The following is a 16,485-nucleotide window of genomic DNA, read 5'->3' as shown; positions in this document are numbered from 1 at the left end:
TTAACCATAGGTTACTAAAAGTAAGCTTGTGAGCGAATTCATAAAACAAGCGATAAGGAGTGTTGAAATTGACTTTAACAACAAAAACATTCAATGGAATACCATTATCCGTATTAGATCTCGCGCCCATCAACGAAGGCGGGAGTCCTACTGAGACTTTTAAAAATAGTGTGGAACTGGCACAGCACGCCGAAGGTTTAGGTTTCAATCGTTACTGGCTGGCAGAGCATCACAATATGCCGGGTGTAGGCAGCTCTGCGACGTCTGTTTTGATTGGTCATATTGCCGGAGCAACAGAGCGTATGCGAGTTGGCTCGGGTGGCGTTATGCTGCCAAACCATGCACCGCTCGTGATTGCTGAACAGTTCGGAACACTTGACGCACTTTACCCTGGACGCATTGACTTAGGGCTGGGCCGAGCACCGGGAAGTGACCAGGCAACAGCATATGCGCTTCGACGGACATTGCATAGCAGCGGGGAAGACTTCCCGCAGCAAGTGGAGGAGTTGCGTTCGTATTTCGATCCGCAGCCAAATGCCCGTGTCCGTGCATTTCCAGGTGAAGGTCAAGACATTCCGATTTGGCTGCTTGGTTCATCAGGCTTTAGCGCTCAGCTTGCTGCGCAGCAAGGTTTGCCTTTTTCGTTCGCCAGCCACTTTGCACCTGCTTATGTGATGCAGGCATTACAGCTGTATCATCAGAACTTCAAACCGTCGAAGCATCTTCAAGATCCATATGCGATGTTAGGAGTCAGTATTGTTGCAGCTGATACAGACGAGCGAGCTCTATGGCTTGCAACTTCTTTCCAACAGCAATTCTTAAGTCTTCACCGTGGCATGCCGACACAATTCAAGCCGCCTTTAGATGATCCGGACGCGGTGTGGTCACCAAGTGAAAAAGTTTCAGCTGCCAATATGCTCGATTCACCAGCAACAATTGTTGGAAGTCCTGAAACGGTGAAACGTAAACTGGAAGCATTTTTGAATCAGACAAAAGCGAATGAATTCATTATCAGTTCGCCTGTATTCCACCAAAAGGATCGCTTGCGTTCGTTTGAAATCATTGCAGATATGATGGATTAACTTCCTGCTATTCTTTTGGCAGATTCGTAATAAGTGAGTTGCTAAATAACAAAAGCCGCCAGCCTCCTTTAAATAACGGAGGGCTGGCGGCTTTTGTTGCTGCTGATTACTAATTTTGAATAAAGTGGGGAACTGGATGTAAACCAAGTGCGATTTTACAAGTGTTATAAAAGTTGAAGTCCTAACAAGTTAGCGATTTTTTCTCGATAGATATCAAATTCTTTAACCGTTTTTAAATTAGCAAGCATCCCCTGGAACGTATATTTTTCAATCGCAGGTTTTTCAAGCTCGCGATTTAGGAAGTCGATGACCCCCGTCAGTCCCTCCTTTTGTTCATCACTAAAATTCATGACTTCAAGCTGTTCGTGCATGTCTTCAAGTAACGACGACACTTTTTCGCTGATAGATAACGTGTCCAATGAATTTTGGGTGAAAATGTTCAATAAATTTCGTTTCATGATGGGCTCTTCTCCTTTTTCAAAAGAGTCAACCATATCGTCAATGCGATTCATAATGAAAGTCGGTACTAGCGCTGCATCAATCTGTAAATCTTGAATTAGGATGGCTACTAAATAACTGCTTCTAATTCCTTCAATTAACATTATAATATCACCGGTATAGTCAGCGATTTTCTCTCCGTAAACTTCTTTCAAGTTATTTTGATACCAAGCCAGCATTTCGAATTGGGTTTTTTCCATAACCTGTCGGAGTTCTTTATTGATCGAAAAGCTTTGTTCGCGCATATACACCATGAAAAAGTCCTTCTGCTGCGTCAGTTGTTCAAATGGAACGCTTAACAGTTTTGTAAGTTTTTCACGGGGAGGTAACTGTTCGTTATCGATTTCGTGAGTTCTGGTTCTCATCTGTTCGAAGTAATATTCAAAAATGGCGATGTGCAGCGCTTCTTTGGAAGGAAAGTAATTGTAGAATGCACCTTTAGAAATGCCGCAATCATTTACAATCTCCTGAATGGATGTATTCGTAAAGCCATTTTCTGCAAATAATTTGATGGCTGACTCAATGATTTCTTTTTGTTTTCGTGCTTTCATCAGTCTCACCTTTTCATCGTGCATATTTTTATGTATTACCATTCAGTTTACCAAGCAGTCACATATTGTCAACATAAGGGTGAGTAGCATTTGTAATTGCTGGTACGCATGACCAAGTAGTCATTCCGATTGTAATTATCATTCTTACAATATAGAAGCTAGACTGGAATGCATTAAATCTTGCATTTGACTGACTGGTCATTTATAGTTTAGTACATCGTGACTGCATGGTCAATGAGAGAAAGAATCATCAATACGGGGAGTGTATGAGTTGAAGAAAATCACCAATTTCGCACTGAACAATAAGTTCGCAGTGTGGATACTGACAATTATGGTTGTAGTTGCTGGATTGTATTCCGGTTTCAATATGAAACAGGAAACGATGCCGACGATTACGTTACCAAATGTAACCGTTCTGACTACCTATCCAGGGGCAGCTCCAGATGAGGTCGCGGAAAAAGTTACGGTTCCAATTGAGCAACGGATTCAAAACTTGAATGGTGTAGAACTGGTTAGCTCTTCTTCTTTAGCTAATGCATCCTCTATTCAAGTTCAATTTGATTTCGATACAGATATGGATAAAGCGACTGAGGAAATAAAAGAAGCCTTGACGTCTCTTTCGTTACCAGATGGTGTTATAGAACCACAAGTTTCACGACTGAGTTTCGATGCACTCCCGGTTCTAACATTGAGTGTAAGTGATAACAAACGGACTGCAGAAGAAATGACGACAGTAGTCGAAAAAGACGTCCTTTCTGAATTAGAAGGTATCGAGGGAGTAGCAGATGTCCAAATTACTGGGCAGCAATTGAAAAAAGTTACTATTGACTTTAAGGATGAAGAGTTAAAGAAATACGGATTATCACAAGATACAATTCAGCAAATCATACAAGGATCAGATATTACATTCCCGTTAGGTTTAACTGATTTTGATGGCAAAGTGAAGAATCTGATCATTGACGGAAATATCGCCAGTGTGGACGATTTGAAAAAATTAAAGATTCCTGCCATGCCGGCTCAAGCAGGTGAAATGAGTCAAGCGCAACAAGGGAATCCAGGTGCACAAACACAGCAAGGGAATCCACAAGCACAAACTCCGGCAGAAATTTCTTCTGTTCAATTAGGAGATTTAGCTGATATTAAAGTAGTAAGTGAAGCTGAATCGATTTCTAGAACGAACGGGGAAGACTCCATCGGGATTCAAATTGTAAAAGCAGCTGACGGCAATACTGTCGAAGTGGTCAACGATGTGAAAGATAAAATTTCTGCTTTTGAAAAAGACTTGGATTTAAAAATCATTACTACGCTGGACCAAGGGGAGCCAATCGAAAGTGCAGTAAGTACGATGCTTAGTAAAGCATTGTTCGGGATCATTTTTGCAGTATTGATTATCTTATTGTTCTTGAGAAGTATTAAAACAACCCTGATTTCCATCATTTCCATTCCATTGTCTTTATTGATGGCAATATTCCTATTACATCAGATGGATATTACGTTAAACCTGTTAACACTAGGGGCTTTGACGGTTGCGATTGGTCGCGTAATCGATGACTCAATCGTCGTTATGGAAAATATCTATCGACGTATGGCACTGCCAGGAGAACAATTACGCGGTAAAGAGTTAATACGCGAAGCGACGCGTCAAATGTTTATCCCAATCTTCTCATCTACAATCGTGACAATCGCCGTATTCTTGCCAATCGGGTTAGTTGGCGGCATGGTTGGACAGATGTTCCTGCCGTTTGCATTAGCGGTCGCATTTGCACTCGCAGCTTCATTAGTTGTGGCTGTGACCATTGTTCCAATGCTTGCTCATTCGTTGTATAAAAAGCAATTGAGTCTAGTTGGAACAAAAGAAGTTAAAGCGGAAAAAGAAAAACCAGGGAAGCTGGCAAACGCATATATTCATGTTCTGGAATGGACATTGAATCATAAGCTGATTACCTTCGGAGGATCTGTAGTCATCCTTGTTCTAAGTTTCTTCTTAGTTCCATTAATAGGCGTTAGCTTCTTGCCTGATGAAGAAGAAAAAATGATCATGGCTACTTATAGTCCGGAAGCGGGCCAAACAAGAGAAGATGTAGAAAAAATTACGATGGATGCAGAGAATTATTTAAGTAAACATGAAGGTGTTACGACTTATCAGTACTCGTTAGGCGGCGGCAGCCCTATGGATGCTATGATGGGAATGGGCGGAAGTAATTCTGCGCTGTTCTTCATTGAGTACGATAAAGACTTTAAAAACTTCGGTGATGAAACATCTAAAGTCATTGACAAGCTAAATAAAGACAATGCCCAAGGCGAGTGGAAGAGTATGGACTTTAGCGGCATGGGCGGCAGCGGCTTACAATTATACGTCTATGGGGATAATAAGGAAGATATCGAGAAAGCAACGGACCAGATCTTGCCTATTTTAGAAGACAACAAGGATTTGGAAAAAGCAGAGTCCAGCCTTACAGAAGCATATGACCAATACAAGCTTGTCGCAAATCAGGAAAAATTGAGCAGCTTGGGATTGACCGCAGCACAAGTTGGCATGAATCTTATGACTCCTGGTGAAGCGCCTGCAATCACTACGGTAAAACAAGATGGAAAAGAGTTAAATGTATATATCGAAGTGAAAGAAGATCAGTATAAAAATATCGATGAGTTGAAAAACAAGGTCATTCAATCACCGCTAGGCATCCCTGTTAAACTTGGAGATGTAATGGATGTCGAAGAAGGTAAAACACCAGACACAATCCAGCGAAGAGATGGCAAAATGTATGCCTCCCTTACGGCTGATGTGACAAGTAAAGATGTCGCAGCGATTTCAAGTTCAGTAGAAAAGAAAATCAGTGACCTGGACTTGCCGAACGGAGTGAAAGTGGACTTCGGAGGTGTCACAGAACAAATCAATGAGTCATTCTCCCAGTTGGGGCTTGCTATGCTAGCAGCAGTAGCGATTGTTTACTTTGTCCTTGTAGTGACATTTGGCGGCGCATTAGCACCACTTGCGATTTTGTTCTCACTGCCATTCACAATCATCGGCAGTTTAGTGGCGCTTTGGATTTCCGGTGAGCCAATAAATGTATCCGCTATGATTGGTGCATTGATGCTGATTGGTATTGTTGTAACGAACGCGATTGTTTTGATCGACCGAGTAATCCATCAAGAGAAGGAAGGCCTTTCAACACGTGAAGCCCTTTTGGAAGCGGGATCCACTCGTCTTCGTCCAATCTTAATGACAGCTCTCGCTACAATCGGTGCGCTTATCCCATTAGCACTTGGTGTTGAAGGCGGCGGTGGCGGACTGATTTCTAAAGGCCTCGGTGTAACAGTTATCGGTGGTCTGACCAGTTCAACACTATTGACACTTGTTATTGTTCCAATTGTTTATGAAACGTTCATGAAACCGCGTAAGAGAAAAGTAAAAGATAACTTTAGGGATTAAAGTACTTTAGTTTAATCACTATCTACAAAAAGGTAACTGGCCCATAGAGGTGAGTTGCCTTTTTGTGTTTCTTGAAGTATAAACGCTCCTTTAGAAAATATAAACTTTATATTTATGACATAAATTGAAAAACAAAATAGTCAATTTGACAAATATAATTGTCAAATTGAAATGTATACGTTACAATTTGATGGAAGAGGTGAAGTCAGTGAAAACACGTTTGAAAGAATTGCGTGCACGGAATGGACTGAATCAGACAGAGCTTGCAAAACGAGCAAAAGTATCGCGGCAGACGATCAGTTTAATCGAGCGGGAGGAATTCATCCCATCTTTGCTGATTGCTGTACGAATTGCGAGGATTTTTAATGAAGCGATTGAAAGTGTTTTTCTATTCGAAGAGGAGGAGATCGAATGAGGTTAGTTATGTATGGGTTACTTGGTGCGGTGGTGGGGTTCATTGGCATGTATCTAATGCTTTCCGTTCAGCTGAACTTTAACTTTTTAACAATTGCATATCCTGTGAATGTGGTTTTAACAACACTAACATTATTGCTGCTTGTGTATGTAGGAGTCAGCATCCTGCAAATGCGTAAAAAAGCAAATTCAACGGTATCAGGTGATGCGGAAGATGAGCGGGATATATGGCTCTATAAAAAGTTTAGTGATACGAACATGATTGTTATTGCCAGTGTTGTATTTGGAATTGCCTCAGTTGCGATTTCAATTATTACGGAACAGGCAACTTGGCTTGAAACGAGTTCAATAATCATAGGGACAGCAGCATTTATTCTTTCACTGGCTGTAACAAGTTTGGTCAATTCGTTTTTTCCTGATCGGAAGCTGCCATCTATTTCTGAAAAAGACTACGGCAAAAAATTGCTGGCGGCATCTGATGAAGGTGAACGCCATGTCATGCTGGAGGGACTCTATCGTTCGTTTAATACGCTAAATACCACACTCATCTTAGGGCTGTTTCTGCTAATATTCTACTCTGTTTTTACAGGTACATCTCAATTGTTCGCCATATTTTTGATAGGTGCTGTGATCATTGGTGCAAATGCCCAATACTATTTACTGATTCGCAATAAATCATGAATTGAAGATGAATGGAACGATAGATTATTTTATATAATGTTTTGCCGACTAAATCACGATACCCCAAACCACGCAGATTGATTACTTGGTTTGGGTGTTTTTTTGTGGAGGGAATATAAATGATTTCTATCGACTTCTTTTTTAATTTTTTTCTTTATTTATATTCAGACAATTTAAAGGCGGTTTGGTACAATATAGAAGAAGTGAATTGTGAGTATCTGCAACTAACGAGCCCATTTAGTATGCAAAATGTTGGTTTGCGCTCCAGACGGAACGTTTTCTATGGGGAGTGGCTTGAGCCGACCAATTAGCGAAGGCATCCGTGCTGGATCTCAAGTCGATTACAAAGACGTACTTCTTCTCGCTGCGCTTTATTCGCAAAAGCCGTTCTTCGATACGTCTTTCGCTGATCCCTTCTGAGTCGGCCGTCTTCCGATTCGAGCAACGTAATGTATTTATATAGAGCGAGGGGAGAGGTAATAAGAAAAGTATTTAGAGCTACGCAAGTTCTCTTAATACTATTGTTTATCGCGATTAATATGGTTAGTTCCTATTCCGTAACGGTGGTGAACATATTAGGAATTATCGGCGTACAGCAGTTTCTTTTAAGTATATATTTTTTTATAAAAGACTTAAAAGACATTCCGCTCAAGATTAATCTCTTAATCGGGACCATTTGCTTGATAAGCAAGTTCCCGCTACCGAATACCGAATACCCAATACCGCAATATGGCCAATGGCAGAGGAAATTCAGAAGAAAAAATTTAGGGAAAGTGGGTTTCTGGGATGAGAAACAAGTGTATGAACTATATTTTAATCTTAAGTATTGTCTGTGTTCTGGGTACATCCTTTATTCCTGGTATTGGAATCAGAATCGAACGCGGATCAACCTTTTTAGGGTTTCCAGCCGATTGGTTGAGCCTATACGAAAATGGAGGATTCAGTTTTTTGTGGCTCGGATTAATTTTTAACATTGCATTTTTTTATTTAATGTTTTGGCTTTTGAATTCAGCTATGATAAGTTTTACAAACTCAAGTAAGAGTCTTGAAAAATGAAAGTATATTAGCCCAATAACAATGGCGTTTCATGAGTGGTATAAACAAAGTATCCAATCATTTCAATGGTCAAATTAAAGAATTCTGTTAAGAGGTGAATTATGAAGTATGTAATATGGTTGTATATTGTAATGGCTATAATGGTAGCTGTGAATTTGATAAGTGAGTTTATTCTAAAAGGAAAGTATTCAGCAATTGCCAGTTGGGTCATAGTCATGCTTTTCCTTTTAGGAGGTGTCCTTTTCGCTAACGCAAGATACTATTTGACGCGAAAGTAAAACACAGCAACTAATTATTATTCCTCGTTTCATCGTGTGTAACTATTCCTAAATAAACTAATTTCAGATTCTTATAGAATGGAGGTTCATAATGATGAAAGCCAGCGCGCAGTTTACCGTATTTTTATTTGCAGTACTCATCGTTGCACAATGGATTTTTAGGTCGAAAATCGATTGGTTAGAAGTCATATTAGTTTCTTTACTTGCATTTCCTTTCCATTATTTATTTGAGTGGATCGATAGGAAAGAAATATGATGAGCTTTTAATTACTGGTCACAGTTCTTGAATAAATCGTGTGATTCAATCGTCTAACGAAAATGGGTTATGAGAGGGGGATTTTATGTGTAGTTTTAGCACATTTAAAGACAAACGTTATTGGATTCTTTTAATACCAGCCATAACTATTTTATTATTGTTAGCATTTTTCACTCCGGAGTATATTCAGCGAAAGCCATTTGTTGGACCAATAATAATATTTGTAAGTGGGGTTTTATTTTGGTCCGCATATCATCTTTGGACATACTTTGGGGACAAAAAGAAGAAGAATCCAAAAGGAGACAATCCAAACTGAGTATCTTCATAAAAGTTCCTTCGGTAATATTAGAAAAGTTCGGTAATATTAGAAAAGATTGTTGCGAACTTCCTAATGGTATTTTGATACACGATTATTATGTAAATAACATTTGGAAATCCGATCAAGGAAAAGGTTATGGAAAACAAGCAATGAAACAAATTGAACTTAAAGCCAGAGAGCTTGGACTGAAAGAAATAGGGCTTCACGTCTTTGGTCATAACAAAGCGGCAAGAGGTTTATATGAAAAACTAGGATATGTTGAAACAAATATAAAAATGGAAAAGTCATTGTAAGTTGTTCTGGAATGGGGATCGTTTGTTTTATACAAAATCCCATCTATCTCGCAAACTGGCCGGATTTTCAGAAGACTATTATAAGAATTTCTTTCGTGTTAGGAGAACTCATATGAGTCCAAGTGAACTGATCTACTTTTTTGTGGTTGGCGTTGCAATAGTCATTGCGATAACAATTCTTTGGTTTATTTTTAGGAAGAAAAGGAGAGTAGCAATTGCGTTTACGATCATTCTAGTCTTAGGATTTATTGGATACGTTCTTTATTTTCCTGCGTTGAAAACGAATAAGCATTCTGAGGCGTATGGAATCGTAAGTGATTATCTTGATGAAAACTACCCCGATAGAGTATTCACGATTAGACAGGAACATTATGAAGCCGGTCTTACGGTTGGTAATTTCGATGTGAATGATATAGAGACACCAACAATAGGTGTTACCTTACGGGTTAATGGTGATGAAGTAACAGAAATAGGAACTTGGTCAAATCTCGAATATCCTTCACAGCATGAACTTTGGCGTGAACTTCAATCATTTTACGAAAGTCCATATTCGTTAAATAAAGACCTTGCTGAAATAATTAAAATAGATGAATGGATTAATGGTGAGCTGACAGCCTTTGCATTAACTATTGATGATAAGCCTGCCATTGCTCTATTTAATTACTCAAGAGCAGGTTATGGATTGTTGGAATTACAGGAAGGAGAGCGTGAAGGGTACGTTATTCTTGAAAAAGAGGGTTATGTATTTATCTATGCGGATGAACGCTATTCAGGAAAAACAGTCTCAGCAAATTTGGGGAATAGTAAGGAATCCACTTTCAATGTCGAGCAGCAAAAAGGACAATTAATCATCGAGAAACAAAAGTAATAAATATCTTGCTAGTTGGTAATCGTGGGCAATTACTAAATAAGTGATCTCTCTATATCGCAATCGGGCCATTTAACGCAATTAGTGAAGGAGATTTAACTAATAAAATGAACAATATTTATATAACGGATATTGATGAAACCAATGAATGTATGGTTAGAAATATAAGAGTCAAACCGGGACAAGAGAAATATATTGAACCAGTAGAGGAATGTCTAGCCGAAGCCAAAGAAATTCAACAATGGCATCCAGTAGCTATATATAGTGAAGAAGATATTATTGGCTTTGCTATGTACGGTTCTTTCGGTCCAAATAAAGATACTTGGATTGATCGGATAATAATAGATGAAAAGTTTCAGGGTAAAGGATTAGGCAAAAAAGCCATGTTAAAGCTTATTGATATCGTCAGAAAAGAGTATGAAATAAAAGTGATATATTTGAGTATCGTTGAGGAGAATAAAGTAGCTTATCATTTATACAAAGATATTGGCTTTGTGTTTATGAATGAAAAAGATCCAAATGGAGAACTGATATTTAAATATACGATTCAATAATCAAGGGTGCGATTGATGCAATAATTAATCGTGCCCATACCAAAATCGGACCATTATTTAGCATGCAAATTGTTGCTTTGCGCTCCAGACGGAACGCTTTCCGAGGGGCGTGGCTTGAGCCTCCTCAGTCGCAAAAAAACGCTCCCTGCGGGGTCTCAAGGCGCACGCTGATCCCTTCGGAGTCGTCCATCTTCCGCTCCAAGCAACGGAGTGTAGTTATTATAAAGCATACATTCAAGAATCAGGCCATGATTAAGGAATTATACTTTTGATTCTGCTAGGGGTGTTTTTTTGGAGGAAATCAGATCATATAATAATTTGCAATACTTAACGAGCTCGTTAATTAAGTTAATTATCTTGGTAGCTGTTATCGCATTAATTGTGCTAGCCATTCGGAAATTATCAAAAAGGTCAAAAAGAATGGACGGAACTACAACAAGTATAATAATCGCTTTAGTGATTGTGGCAGGGATTTGGTTTGCTCTAGGTATTCTAGGAGTAAATGGATTCTATTTAGTTCCAAGGTTAATTGAATGGGCTACGATGTTTATTCTTCCGTGGGTGGCATTATATTGGCTAGTAAGACTTATTAAGGCTCTAGAAAAGAAGTGAAATTACTCCAGAATTGAGGGCGATTGCTTTACAAGTAAGCACGCCAATACCGTAATAGGGCCATTATCAAATGTTGCTTTGCGTTCCTGCGCACGCTTTCCTGAGGGCGTGGCTTGAGTCTCCTCGGTCGCAAAGGTCGCGACACTGCGGGGTCTCAAGACTCACGCTGATCCTACAGGAGTCGGCGCCTGCACTCCAAGCAACGAAGAGTACTACTAAAAAAGTATCTTAAACAATAGGGCCAGATTGATAAAGACCTACACCCAAAAAGGGGCGATGATATGACGCACAAAACTGCTAGTGAATGGTTGGGAAATCAAGGGTTATCTCATACTGAAATTGATTTTATTGAGACAATACTAACTTATACATCTACTGCTAAAATGCTTGGTAATAAATTGACAGAGATTAATCAAACAGTTCACAAGTCATTCCCTGATAAAAAAGTCGAAATTGATCCGAATTTAACATTTATGCAATTTGAAAGTTTACTACGTAAGAATGGAATATTTATTGATGTAAATGACCTGTTGAATAGATATAAAACACAAGGCCTTTGTTCGGAACTATGCAATCAATTATTATACAATCAGTTAAAAAAACAGTAAATCCAGTAACGGGCGCTTTAATCAAGCAATCGTATGCCGGAATCGGACCATTTTGTTAGGTAGCTACTGAGGAAATCAGTTGGGAGAGAATACTATGAAAAAGAGTATTGTTGCGGGTCTACTGGTATTAATTTTAGGTATTAGTTTTTATTTGTATCTAGAAAACAATAAAATAACGACTTTTGGCGAAGCTTTTAAAAATGGATTTGATCATAAATCCATTAATGAAATAACAGTTGAAGACCGTCAATTTCCTGATAAAGAATTCAATTTGACTGAGGCGCAGCTAATGAATATTGTCGATGAATCAAGTGAAATGAAGATTAGAAAGGTTAAGTCTACACCAATGATGAGTTATGAAGTCAAAATACTTTATGACGATAAGGGAATTGAGAAAACAACAGGATTCGTTCTAGGTTACAATAATGTTTTGCAAATGATTGATGGTCATTTTTATGAAATAACAAGTCCCAATACTTTGTCTGAAGAAATTAGAAAAGAACTAAATGGCATGAAATAAACACCACTGCTAACGGGGGCGATTACTTGATAAGTAAAAGCCCCAATACCGAAACAGGGCCATTTTATGGAGAAACGTATTGTCTCATTCATTATGTAAATAATTAGACAGAAAATGTGTTTGGAAAATTGGAGTGGGGAATTTGAAAAAAAGATTAGCAATTCATATGTCTTTGTTATTTGCGAGTCTAATCTTTGGTGTAATTACCAAGTACTTAGATTCCGTTCCTTACTTTGGTGATGTATTTACCAGATTGGGCATTTGGGTATTTATCGGGACATTAATAGCGGCATATAGTAAAACTCCAATTCGAGCGGGCATTCATACAATGATTTTCTTTCTAGGAATGTTTAGTGGTTATTACGTATACTCTGCGATGTTGTTTGGTGTTTTTTCGACAAGTTATATTTTATACTGGGGCCTTATAGCCTTAGCTTCCCCTTTTTTAGCGGCTATTGTATGGTTCGCTAAAAATAACAGTCGCTCAGCTTTTATTTTACCTGCATTTCCCATGGGATTGATGTTAAGTCTTTCAGTGGGGATGGGAATATTCTATGTGTATCTGAATTATATTACAGAACTAATTATGTATTGCGTTTTATGTATAATTTTTTATAAAGAGCCGAAGCAGATGATTTTGATAATATTTTTTTCTGTTTTACTGACTTTTATTATTAAACAATCACCATTGTCATGGTACACCGCGTTTTAATTGTTATTGATGAATTAGGGTATCACTTCAAACGATCCAAATTATTCAAGATATGAAGTATCTTAAAATAAATAAGGGGGAACACATGAAATATGCCGGTCAATACTTAATAGCCTCAATGCTTTTAGCTTTTTCAACGTTTATAGCATGGTATGAAGGGAGTGCAATTAGGGAAGTCCCGTGGGAGTGGAAGCACACTGCATTATTTTCAAAAGTATTTAATGGACAGATTACAAATAACTCCGATATATCACAATTAGACTATTTTATCTATGCAGCAAAATTTCATCCTGTGTATCCTATATTAATTCTATTTAGCTTATCTTATATCGCAACTTTAAGCGGTTACTTATTACTTAAAAATAACATCAAAAGATTAACAGTCTTTCTTTCTGCAATTAGTATAATCCAAGTTTTATTAGGTTTAACAATATATAGTTCACCAACAGTAGGAGGGAAATATTTCATCTTTGCTTTTCTTTTTAATGGGTTAATCAATCTATCTCTTGCTATTGTGTTCTTTTTAAGGATGCTAAAAGGTACTAAGAATAAAGGGAATTTTATATTTTTTACCTAACAAGGCTTAATCGGATAGCTTTGGGCCGATTGTGGAAAATTGTGTTTTAATTTGAAACTTCCACCAATAAATATCGTCAAATTTATGTATGGAAAATTGTTGTAGAATTCGTAACCTTTGAAAGGGCGGGACTAGAAATGATTAAAAAAGCTATAATTTCAGGAGTATTATTCAGTTCGATTTTTTTAGTTGGGTGTAATGGAGAGCCCGAAGTGGTAGTACTAGAGGATTCAGAAAACGAGGAAAATGATGCGGATTTATCATCAGAATTGAATTTAGTTTCAGAGTTGAAAAGTGAAGTAATAACATCTATTACAGAGCAAACGGAACTGGATAAAGAATCAATAGCAATAATGGTGGATGGTAATGTTAAAGATATGACTGTATCAGTAAGTTACCCGAAGGATGTAAAAGTAGATGAAACAATGATTCAACAAGCAGTGGAGGATTCTATAAAGAAAGTTTCCGAAGCAGAAAACGCAACAATTAGCGAAGAAGATATAACAATAAAAATCGAGAAGTATTAATAGGAAACTTAAGAAATCGGGGGCGTTTGCGGGATAAAAGTTGTTCAAGAATCGGGCCATTTTGAAGCACACCAAAGAAAATTTAAGGAGTGGTGAAATGGGTAGAGATAATGAAACTCCTGAAGAAAGACGTGAAAGATTAAGGCAGAAGGAATTAAAGCATCCCGCAAGCAGTATTCACGGAAGCGTACTTTCGGATTTAGTAGGTGGCTTAGGTTGGAAAGGCACTGGACTTATGATTCTTTTATTGATAATTGGATTTATAATATACGCCACCTTCTTTCGTTAAACGGGGGCGATTTTTGGTAATACACCCTTAGTTGATTGGAGTGCAAGCCGTCGACTCCGAGAGGATTAGCGTGCGCTTGAGACCCTGGACGGAGCGAAGCGAAGGAAGCGGCTCAAGCCACGCCCTCCGGAAAGCGTACGGTTGGAATGCAAATCAACGTGCTTAACATTATTTCAGATATGGGTGCGATTGCTGCCTAAGTAATCGCGCTAATAACGCAAACGGGCCAGTTAAAAATATGTAGAGGAGTAATTAAATTGAAAAAGTATTATGCCTTTCACTCTTTAATCGTTGTAATTTTCATTATCGTACTGCTTTACAGTCTCATGAATAAAATGTTTATTCCCGTTTTAATTACAGCAATAATCGGGATATTTTTGATGCTTTTAAATCACAAGAAAAATCATCCTCACAGCAAATCTGGATATGCTAGAATGAGCAAAAATTGATAAAAGAACTCTTAATACTTTTCATAAACGGATGCAATTCTGGAACAAGGATTTACGCCTGAAAAACAATTGAGCGAGAAAAGAGCAGAAGAGGTGAAATGATTTTGTTAAGAAGATATTTAAGTATCATTTCATTGTCATTGTTTTCTTTATTTATTATTTTTGCCTTTATTGCACCAATTGTAGTGAATGGAACTTCAGAAATTGGAGATGTTGTGGTTATTTCATTAATAATAACTTCATTCCTAACTGCACTTTTTAGCCGAAAAGGTAAGTTAAGGATCTTTGCTTTAATTGTTTCTTCGATTCCGGTACTTTTTCTGCTAGGCTTGGTTTTACTCCCGATAATATATTTCTTAGAACAATAATCAAGAGCTTTAACCATGCAACATTGTCCTAGAATAGACCCATTATATTATGCCGGAAAAGGAGTGTTGGTATTGCGAAAATGTCAAAATTGTAATATGCCTTTCAGCTGGAGTAAAGTTTACAAAGCATTTTTAGGCTGGGTCTACAAACCAGTTACATGTGATAATTGCGGTGCAGAACATAAATTGACTTTTGAAGGCAGGTTGCTTTTTGTATCGCTTACTGGCTTGCCAATGCTTCTTTTTGTCATTTTCTTTTCACCTTTCACTAACCATTTGGCTACGCTGGGTGCAGGACTCGCCATACTGAGTATTGGCTCTTTGTTCGTACCGTATTTTGTTAAATTCAAAGTTGCTTGAACGAGTTGTATTTACTGATGACGGCAATTCTCTAAAGATACTTTTTTTAACAATCCTGGACGTTTATTAGTTCCTGCACACTTAGTTGATTGGAGTGCAAGCGTAGGATTATCGTGAGCCTTGAGCCCCTCGTGTTAAAGCTGCCTTAATTTCTTGTGAAGTTCTCAGAAATACGTCCAATCCACGACCTTCTGAAACCATACGCTGTAACGTACATCAACGTGCTTAGCTCTACTCCAGATATAGACTATACTGGGATCATGCAAATTAGCTGGAGGTAATCAGATTAACGAATATATCAAAAAGAAGTACTTAAGGGAGAGAAATGGAATTGAAGAAGTTTCAAATAGCAGTAGATGGCCATACATTTCATGGGTGTGAACTTGGTGATAACAGCCGTCCTTCACTTGTTTGTCTGCACGGAATGACAGGTGATTTAAATAGTTTTTCTGGGCTCAATGAATACTTAATAAATGATTTTCATCTTATTCTAATAGATAACCCGGGACACGGGGAAACTGAGTCGCTTCATCGGGCTGAGGACTATATGTTTTCCTCTTTAGCAAAAAGGATGTATCAAGTGATACAGCAGATTACGAATCAACCTTTTTACATGATGGGGCATTCATGGGGGGCAGACATTTGCCTGCATGCAGCAAAAATGTATCCCGATAAGGTTAGTGGCGTTATTTTATTAGACGGAGGATTTGCTTTTCCTGAGCATGTTGACGGACTGACAGAGGAAACAGCCTTGATTGATTGGAAAGAATACGTGGAGTCCAGTATTTATGGATCTTGGGATGAAGTGGTCAAAGAATACCAAAGTTACACAACAAAGCAATGGAATACCAATCTCGATCCCTTAATAGCCTCCAGTTTTAAAAAAGTTAACGATACCTATGTATTTAAGGCTGACGTCTTCAGTATCTTAGCGATTATTAAGGCATTCTATAAAGAGCCTTGTTCGACTGCTTTTAATAGCATTCAGTGTCCTGTTTTATTACTTCATGCCGCAATTGAACCTGCAGATTCAGCTCGCAAAATAGGAGTACAGGAAATTAAAAAAGGCGTTGACGTATTAAAGGTAATTGGAATAGAAAATACTCAGCACCATCTTCATTGGGACAATCCGGAAGAAGTAAGCGTCCAATAAAGAACACCTGGTTTCTTAGAAAACAAA

The 16,485-nt window shown here is 38.1% G+C and carries 20 protein-coding genes; 18 read left to right on the top strand and 2 right to left on the bottom strand.

Features of this window, described 5'->3' with window-relative positions:
* Window positions 1-68: 68 nt before the first annotated feature.
* The gene (locus PGH26_RS08685; RefSeq protein WP_323690692.1) at window positions 69-1,082 is read left to right on the top strand and encodes an LLM class flavin-dependent oxidoreductase; all 1,014 of its coding nucleotides are present in this window, start codon (window positions 69-71) and stop codon (window positions 1,080-1,082) included.
* 164 nt (window positions 1,083-1,246) lie between these two features.
* Here PGH26_RS08685 and PGH26_RS08680 read toward each other — a convergent pair whose 3' ends face one another.
* A complete protein-coding gene (locus tag PGH26_RS08680; protein WP_323690691.1) occupies window positions 1,247-2,131 on the bottom strand; it encodes a TetR/AcrR family transcriptional regulator in 885 nt (294 codons plus the stop codon).
* Window positions 2,132-2,402: 271 nt separating this feature from the next.
* Here PGH26_RS08680 and PGH26_RS08675 point away from each other — a divergent pair, with 271 nt between their 5' ends.
* The 15 genes from PGH26_RS08675 (at window position 2,403) to PGH26_RS08605 (ending at window position 14,128) form a co-directional block, all read left to right on the top strand.
* A complete protein-coding gene (locus PGH26_RS08675; protein ID WP_323690690.1) occupies window positions 2,403-5,564 on the top strand; it encodes an efflux RND transporter permease subunit in 3,162 nt (1,053 codons plus the stop codon).
* Window positions 5,565-5,772: 208 nt separating this feature from the next.
* Window positions 5,773-5,979: a helix-turn-helix transcriptional regulator gene (locus tag PGH26_RS08670; protein ID WP_191689581.1), complete on the top strand. Its 207-nt coding sequence runs from the start codon at window positions 5,773-5,775 to the stop codon at window positions 5,977-5,979.
* Window positions 5,976-6,659: a DUF3169 family protein gene (locus PGH26_RS08665; RefSeq protein WP_323690689.1), complete on the top strand. Its 684-nt coding sequence runs from the start codon at window positions 5,976-5,978 to the stop codon at window positions 6,657-6,659. Before PGH26_RS08670 ends, PGH26_RS08665 begins: the two co-directional genes overlap by 4 nt.
* A 294-nt stretch (window positions 6,660-6,953) precedes the next feature.
* Window positions 6,954-7,079: a hypothetical protein gene (locus PGH26_RS08660; protein WP_323690687.1), complete on the top strand. Its 126-nt coding sequence runs from the start codon at window positions 6,954-6,956 to the stop codon at window positions 7,077-7,079.
* 1,005 nt (window positions 7,080-8,084) lie between these two features.
* Window positions 8,085-8,249, top strand: a complete 165-nt coding sequence (locus PGH26_RS08655; RefSeq protein ID WP_323690686.1) for a hypothetical protein — start codon at window positions 8,085-8,087, stop codon at window positions 8,247-8,249.
* 120 nt (window positions 8,250-8,369) lie between these two features.
* Window positions 8,370-8,861 carry a GNAT family N-acetyltransferase gene (locus PGH26_RS08650; protein ID WP_323690685.1) on the top strand — a complete coding sequence of 164 codons (492 nt, stop codon included), beginning with the start codon at window positions 8,370-8,372 and terminating at the stop codon, window positions 8,859-8,861.
* A 112-nt stretch (window positions 8,862-8,973) separates the two neighbouring features.
* Complete coding sequence (locus PGH26_RS08645; protein ID WP_323690684.1) at window positions 8,974-9,729, top strand: hypothetical protein; 756 nt, start codon at window positions 8,974-8,976, stop codon at window positions 9,727-9,729.
* Between the two features lie 107 nt (window positions 9,730-9,836).
* Window positions 9,837-10,283 carry a GNAT family N-acetyltransferase gene (locus tag PGH26_RS08640; protein WP_323690683.1) on the top strand — a complete coding sequence of 149 codons (447 nt, stop codon included), beginning with the start codon at window positions 9,837-9,839 and terminating at the stop codon, window positions 10,281-10,283.
* Window positions 10,284-10,574: 291 nt separating this feature from the next.
* Window positions 10,575-10,895: a hypothetical protein gene (locus PGH26_RS08635; protein WP_323690682.1), complete on the top strand. Its 321-nt coding sequence runs from the start codon at window positions 10,575-10,577 to the stop codon at window positions 10,893-10,895.
* Window positions 10,896-11,176: 281 nt separating this feature from the next.
* Complete coding sequence (locus PGH26_RS08630; protein ID WP_323690681.1) at window positions 11,177-11,503, top strand: hypothetical protein; 327 nt, start codon at window positions 11,177-11,179, stop codon at window positions 11,501-11,503.
* Between the two features lie 94 nt (window positions 11,504-11,597).
* A complete protein-coding gene (locus tag PGH26_RS08625) occupies window positions 11,598-12,023 on the top strand; it encodes a hypothetical protein (RefSeq protein ID WP_323690680.1) in 426 nt (141 codons plus the stop codon).
* A 142-nt stretch (window positions 12,024-12,165) separates the two neighbouring features.
* Window positions 12,166-12,735 (top strand): hypothetical protein, encoded by a 570-nt coding sequence (locus PGH26_RS08620; protein WP_323690679.1) that lies wholly within the window; start codon window positions 12,166-12,168, stop codon window positions 12,733-12,735.
* Window positions 12,736-12,820: 85 nt separating this feature from the next.
* Window positions 12,821-13,312 (top strand): YjdJ family protein, encoded by a 492-nt coding sequence (locus tag PGH26_RS08615; RefSeq protein WP_323690678.1) that lies wholly within the window; start codon window positions 12,821-12,823, stop codon window positions 13,310-13,312.
* Window positions 13,313-13,449: 137 nt separating this feature from the next.
* Entirely contained in the window at window positions 13,450-13,839 is a 390-nt protein-coding gene (locus tag PGH26_RS08610; protein WP_323690677.1) for a topoisomerase, read from the top strand.
* Between the two features lie 97 nt (window positions 13,840-13,936).
* A complete protein-coding gene (locus PGH26_RS08605) occupies window positions 13,937-14,128 on the top strand; it encodes a DUF6366 family protein (protein ID WP_099640068.1) in 192 nt (63 codons plus the stop codon).
* A 501-nt stretch (window positions 14,129-14,629) separates the two neighbouring features.
* On the opposite strand, the gene PGH26_RS08600 is transcribed toward PGH26_RS08605, so the two are convergent.
* Window positions 14,630-14,962 (bottom strand): hypothetical protein, encoded by a 333-nt coding sequence (locus PGH26_RS08600; RefSeq protein WP_323690676.1) that lies wholly within the window; start codon window positions 14,960-14,962, stop codon window positions 14,630-14,632.
* Window positions 14,963-15,017: 55 nt separating this feature from the next.
* Here PGH26_RS08600 and PGH26_RS08595 point away from each other — a divergent pair, with 55 nt between their 5' ends.
* Both PGH26_RS08595 and PGH26_RS08590 read left to right on the top strand, forming a co-directional pair.
* The gene (locus tag PGH26_RS08595) at window positions 15,018-15,305 is read left to right on the top strand and encodes a TIGR04104 family putative zinc finger protein (RefSeq protein WP_323690675.1); all 288 of its coding nucleotides are present in this window, start codon (window positions 15,018-15,020) and stop codon (window positions 15,303-15,305) included.
* A 331-nt stretch (window positions 15,306-15,636) separates the two neighbouring features.
* Window positions 15,637-16,458, top strand: a complete 822-nt coding sequence (locus PGH26_RS08590; protein WP_323690674.1) for an alpha/beta fold hydrolase — start codon at window positions 15,637-15,639, stop codon at window positions 16,456-16,458.
* The last annotated feature ends 27 nt before the right edge of the window (window positions 16,459-16,485 follow it).

It is taken from the genome of Sporosarcina jeotgali, assembly GCF_033304595.1.
Taxonomy (GTDB): Bacteria; Bacillota; Bacilli; order Bacillales_A; family Planococcaceae; genus Sporosarcina; species Sporosarcina jeotgali.
This window is presented reverse-complemented; position numbering and strand designations above follow the sequence as displayed.

What these genes read in the sequence shown, in the direction of transcription:
- PGH26_RS08665 (WP_323690689.1), top strand. Translation starts at nt 5,976, where the DNA reads ATGAGGTTAGTTATGTATGGGTTACTTGGTGCGGTGGTGGGGTTCATT.
- PGH26_RS08640 (WP_323690683.1), top strand. Translation starts at nt 9,837, where the DNA reads ATGAACAATATTTATATAACGGATATTGATGAAACCAATGAATGTATG.
- PGH26_RS08610 (WP_323690677.1), top strand. Translation starts at nt 13,450, where the DNA reads ATGATTAAAAAAGCTATAATTTCAGGAGTATTATTCAGTTCGATTTTT.
- PGH26_RS08625 (WP_323690680.1), top strand. Translation starts at nt 11,598, where the DNA reads ATGAAAAAGAGTATTGTTGCGGGTCTACTGGTATTAATTTTAGGTATT.
- PGH26_RS08680 (WP_323690691.1), bottom strand. Translation starts at nt 2,131, where the DNA reads ATGAAAGCACGAAAACAAAAAGAAATCATTGAGTCAGCCATCAAATTA.
- PGH26_RS08645 (WP_323690684.1), top strand. Translation starts at nt 8,974, where the DNA reads ATGAGTCCAAGTGAACTGATCTACTTTTTTGTGGTTGGCGTTGCAATA.
- PGH26_RS08605 (WP_099640068.1), top strand. Translation starts at nt 13,937, where the DNA reads ATGGGTAGAGATAATGAAACTCCTGAAGAAAGACGTGAAAGATTAAGG.
- PGH26_RS08600 (WP_323690676.1), bottom strand. Translation starts at nt 14,962, where the DNA reads ATGGTTAAAGCTCTTGATTATTGTTCTAAGAAATATATTATCGGGAGT.
- PGH26_RS08630 (WP_323690681.1), top strand. Translation starts at nt 11,177, where the DNA reads ATGACGCACAAAACTGCTAGTGAATGGTTGGGAAATCAAGGGTTATCT.
- PGH26_RS08655 (WP_323690686.1), top strand. Translation starts at nt 8,085, where the DNA reads ATGATGAAAGCCAGCGCGCAGTTTACCGTATTTTTATTTGCAGTACTC.
- PGH26_RS08615 (WP_323690678.1), top strand. Translation starts at nt 12,821, where the DNA reads ATGAAATATGCCGGTCAATACTTAATAGCCTCAATGCTTTTAGCTTTT.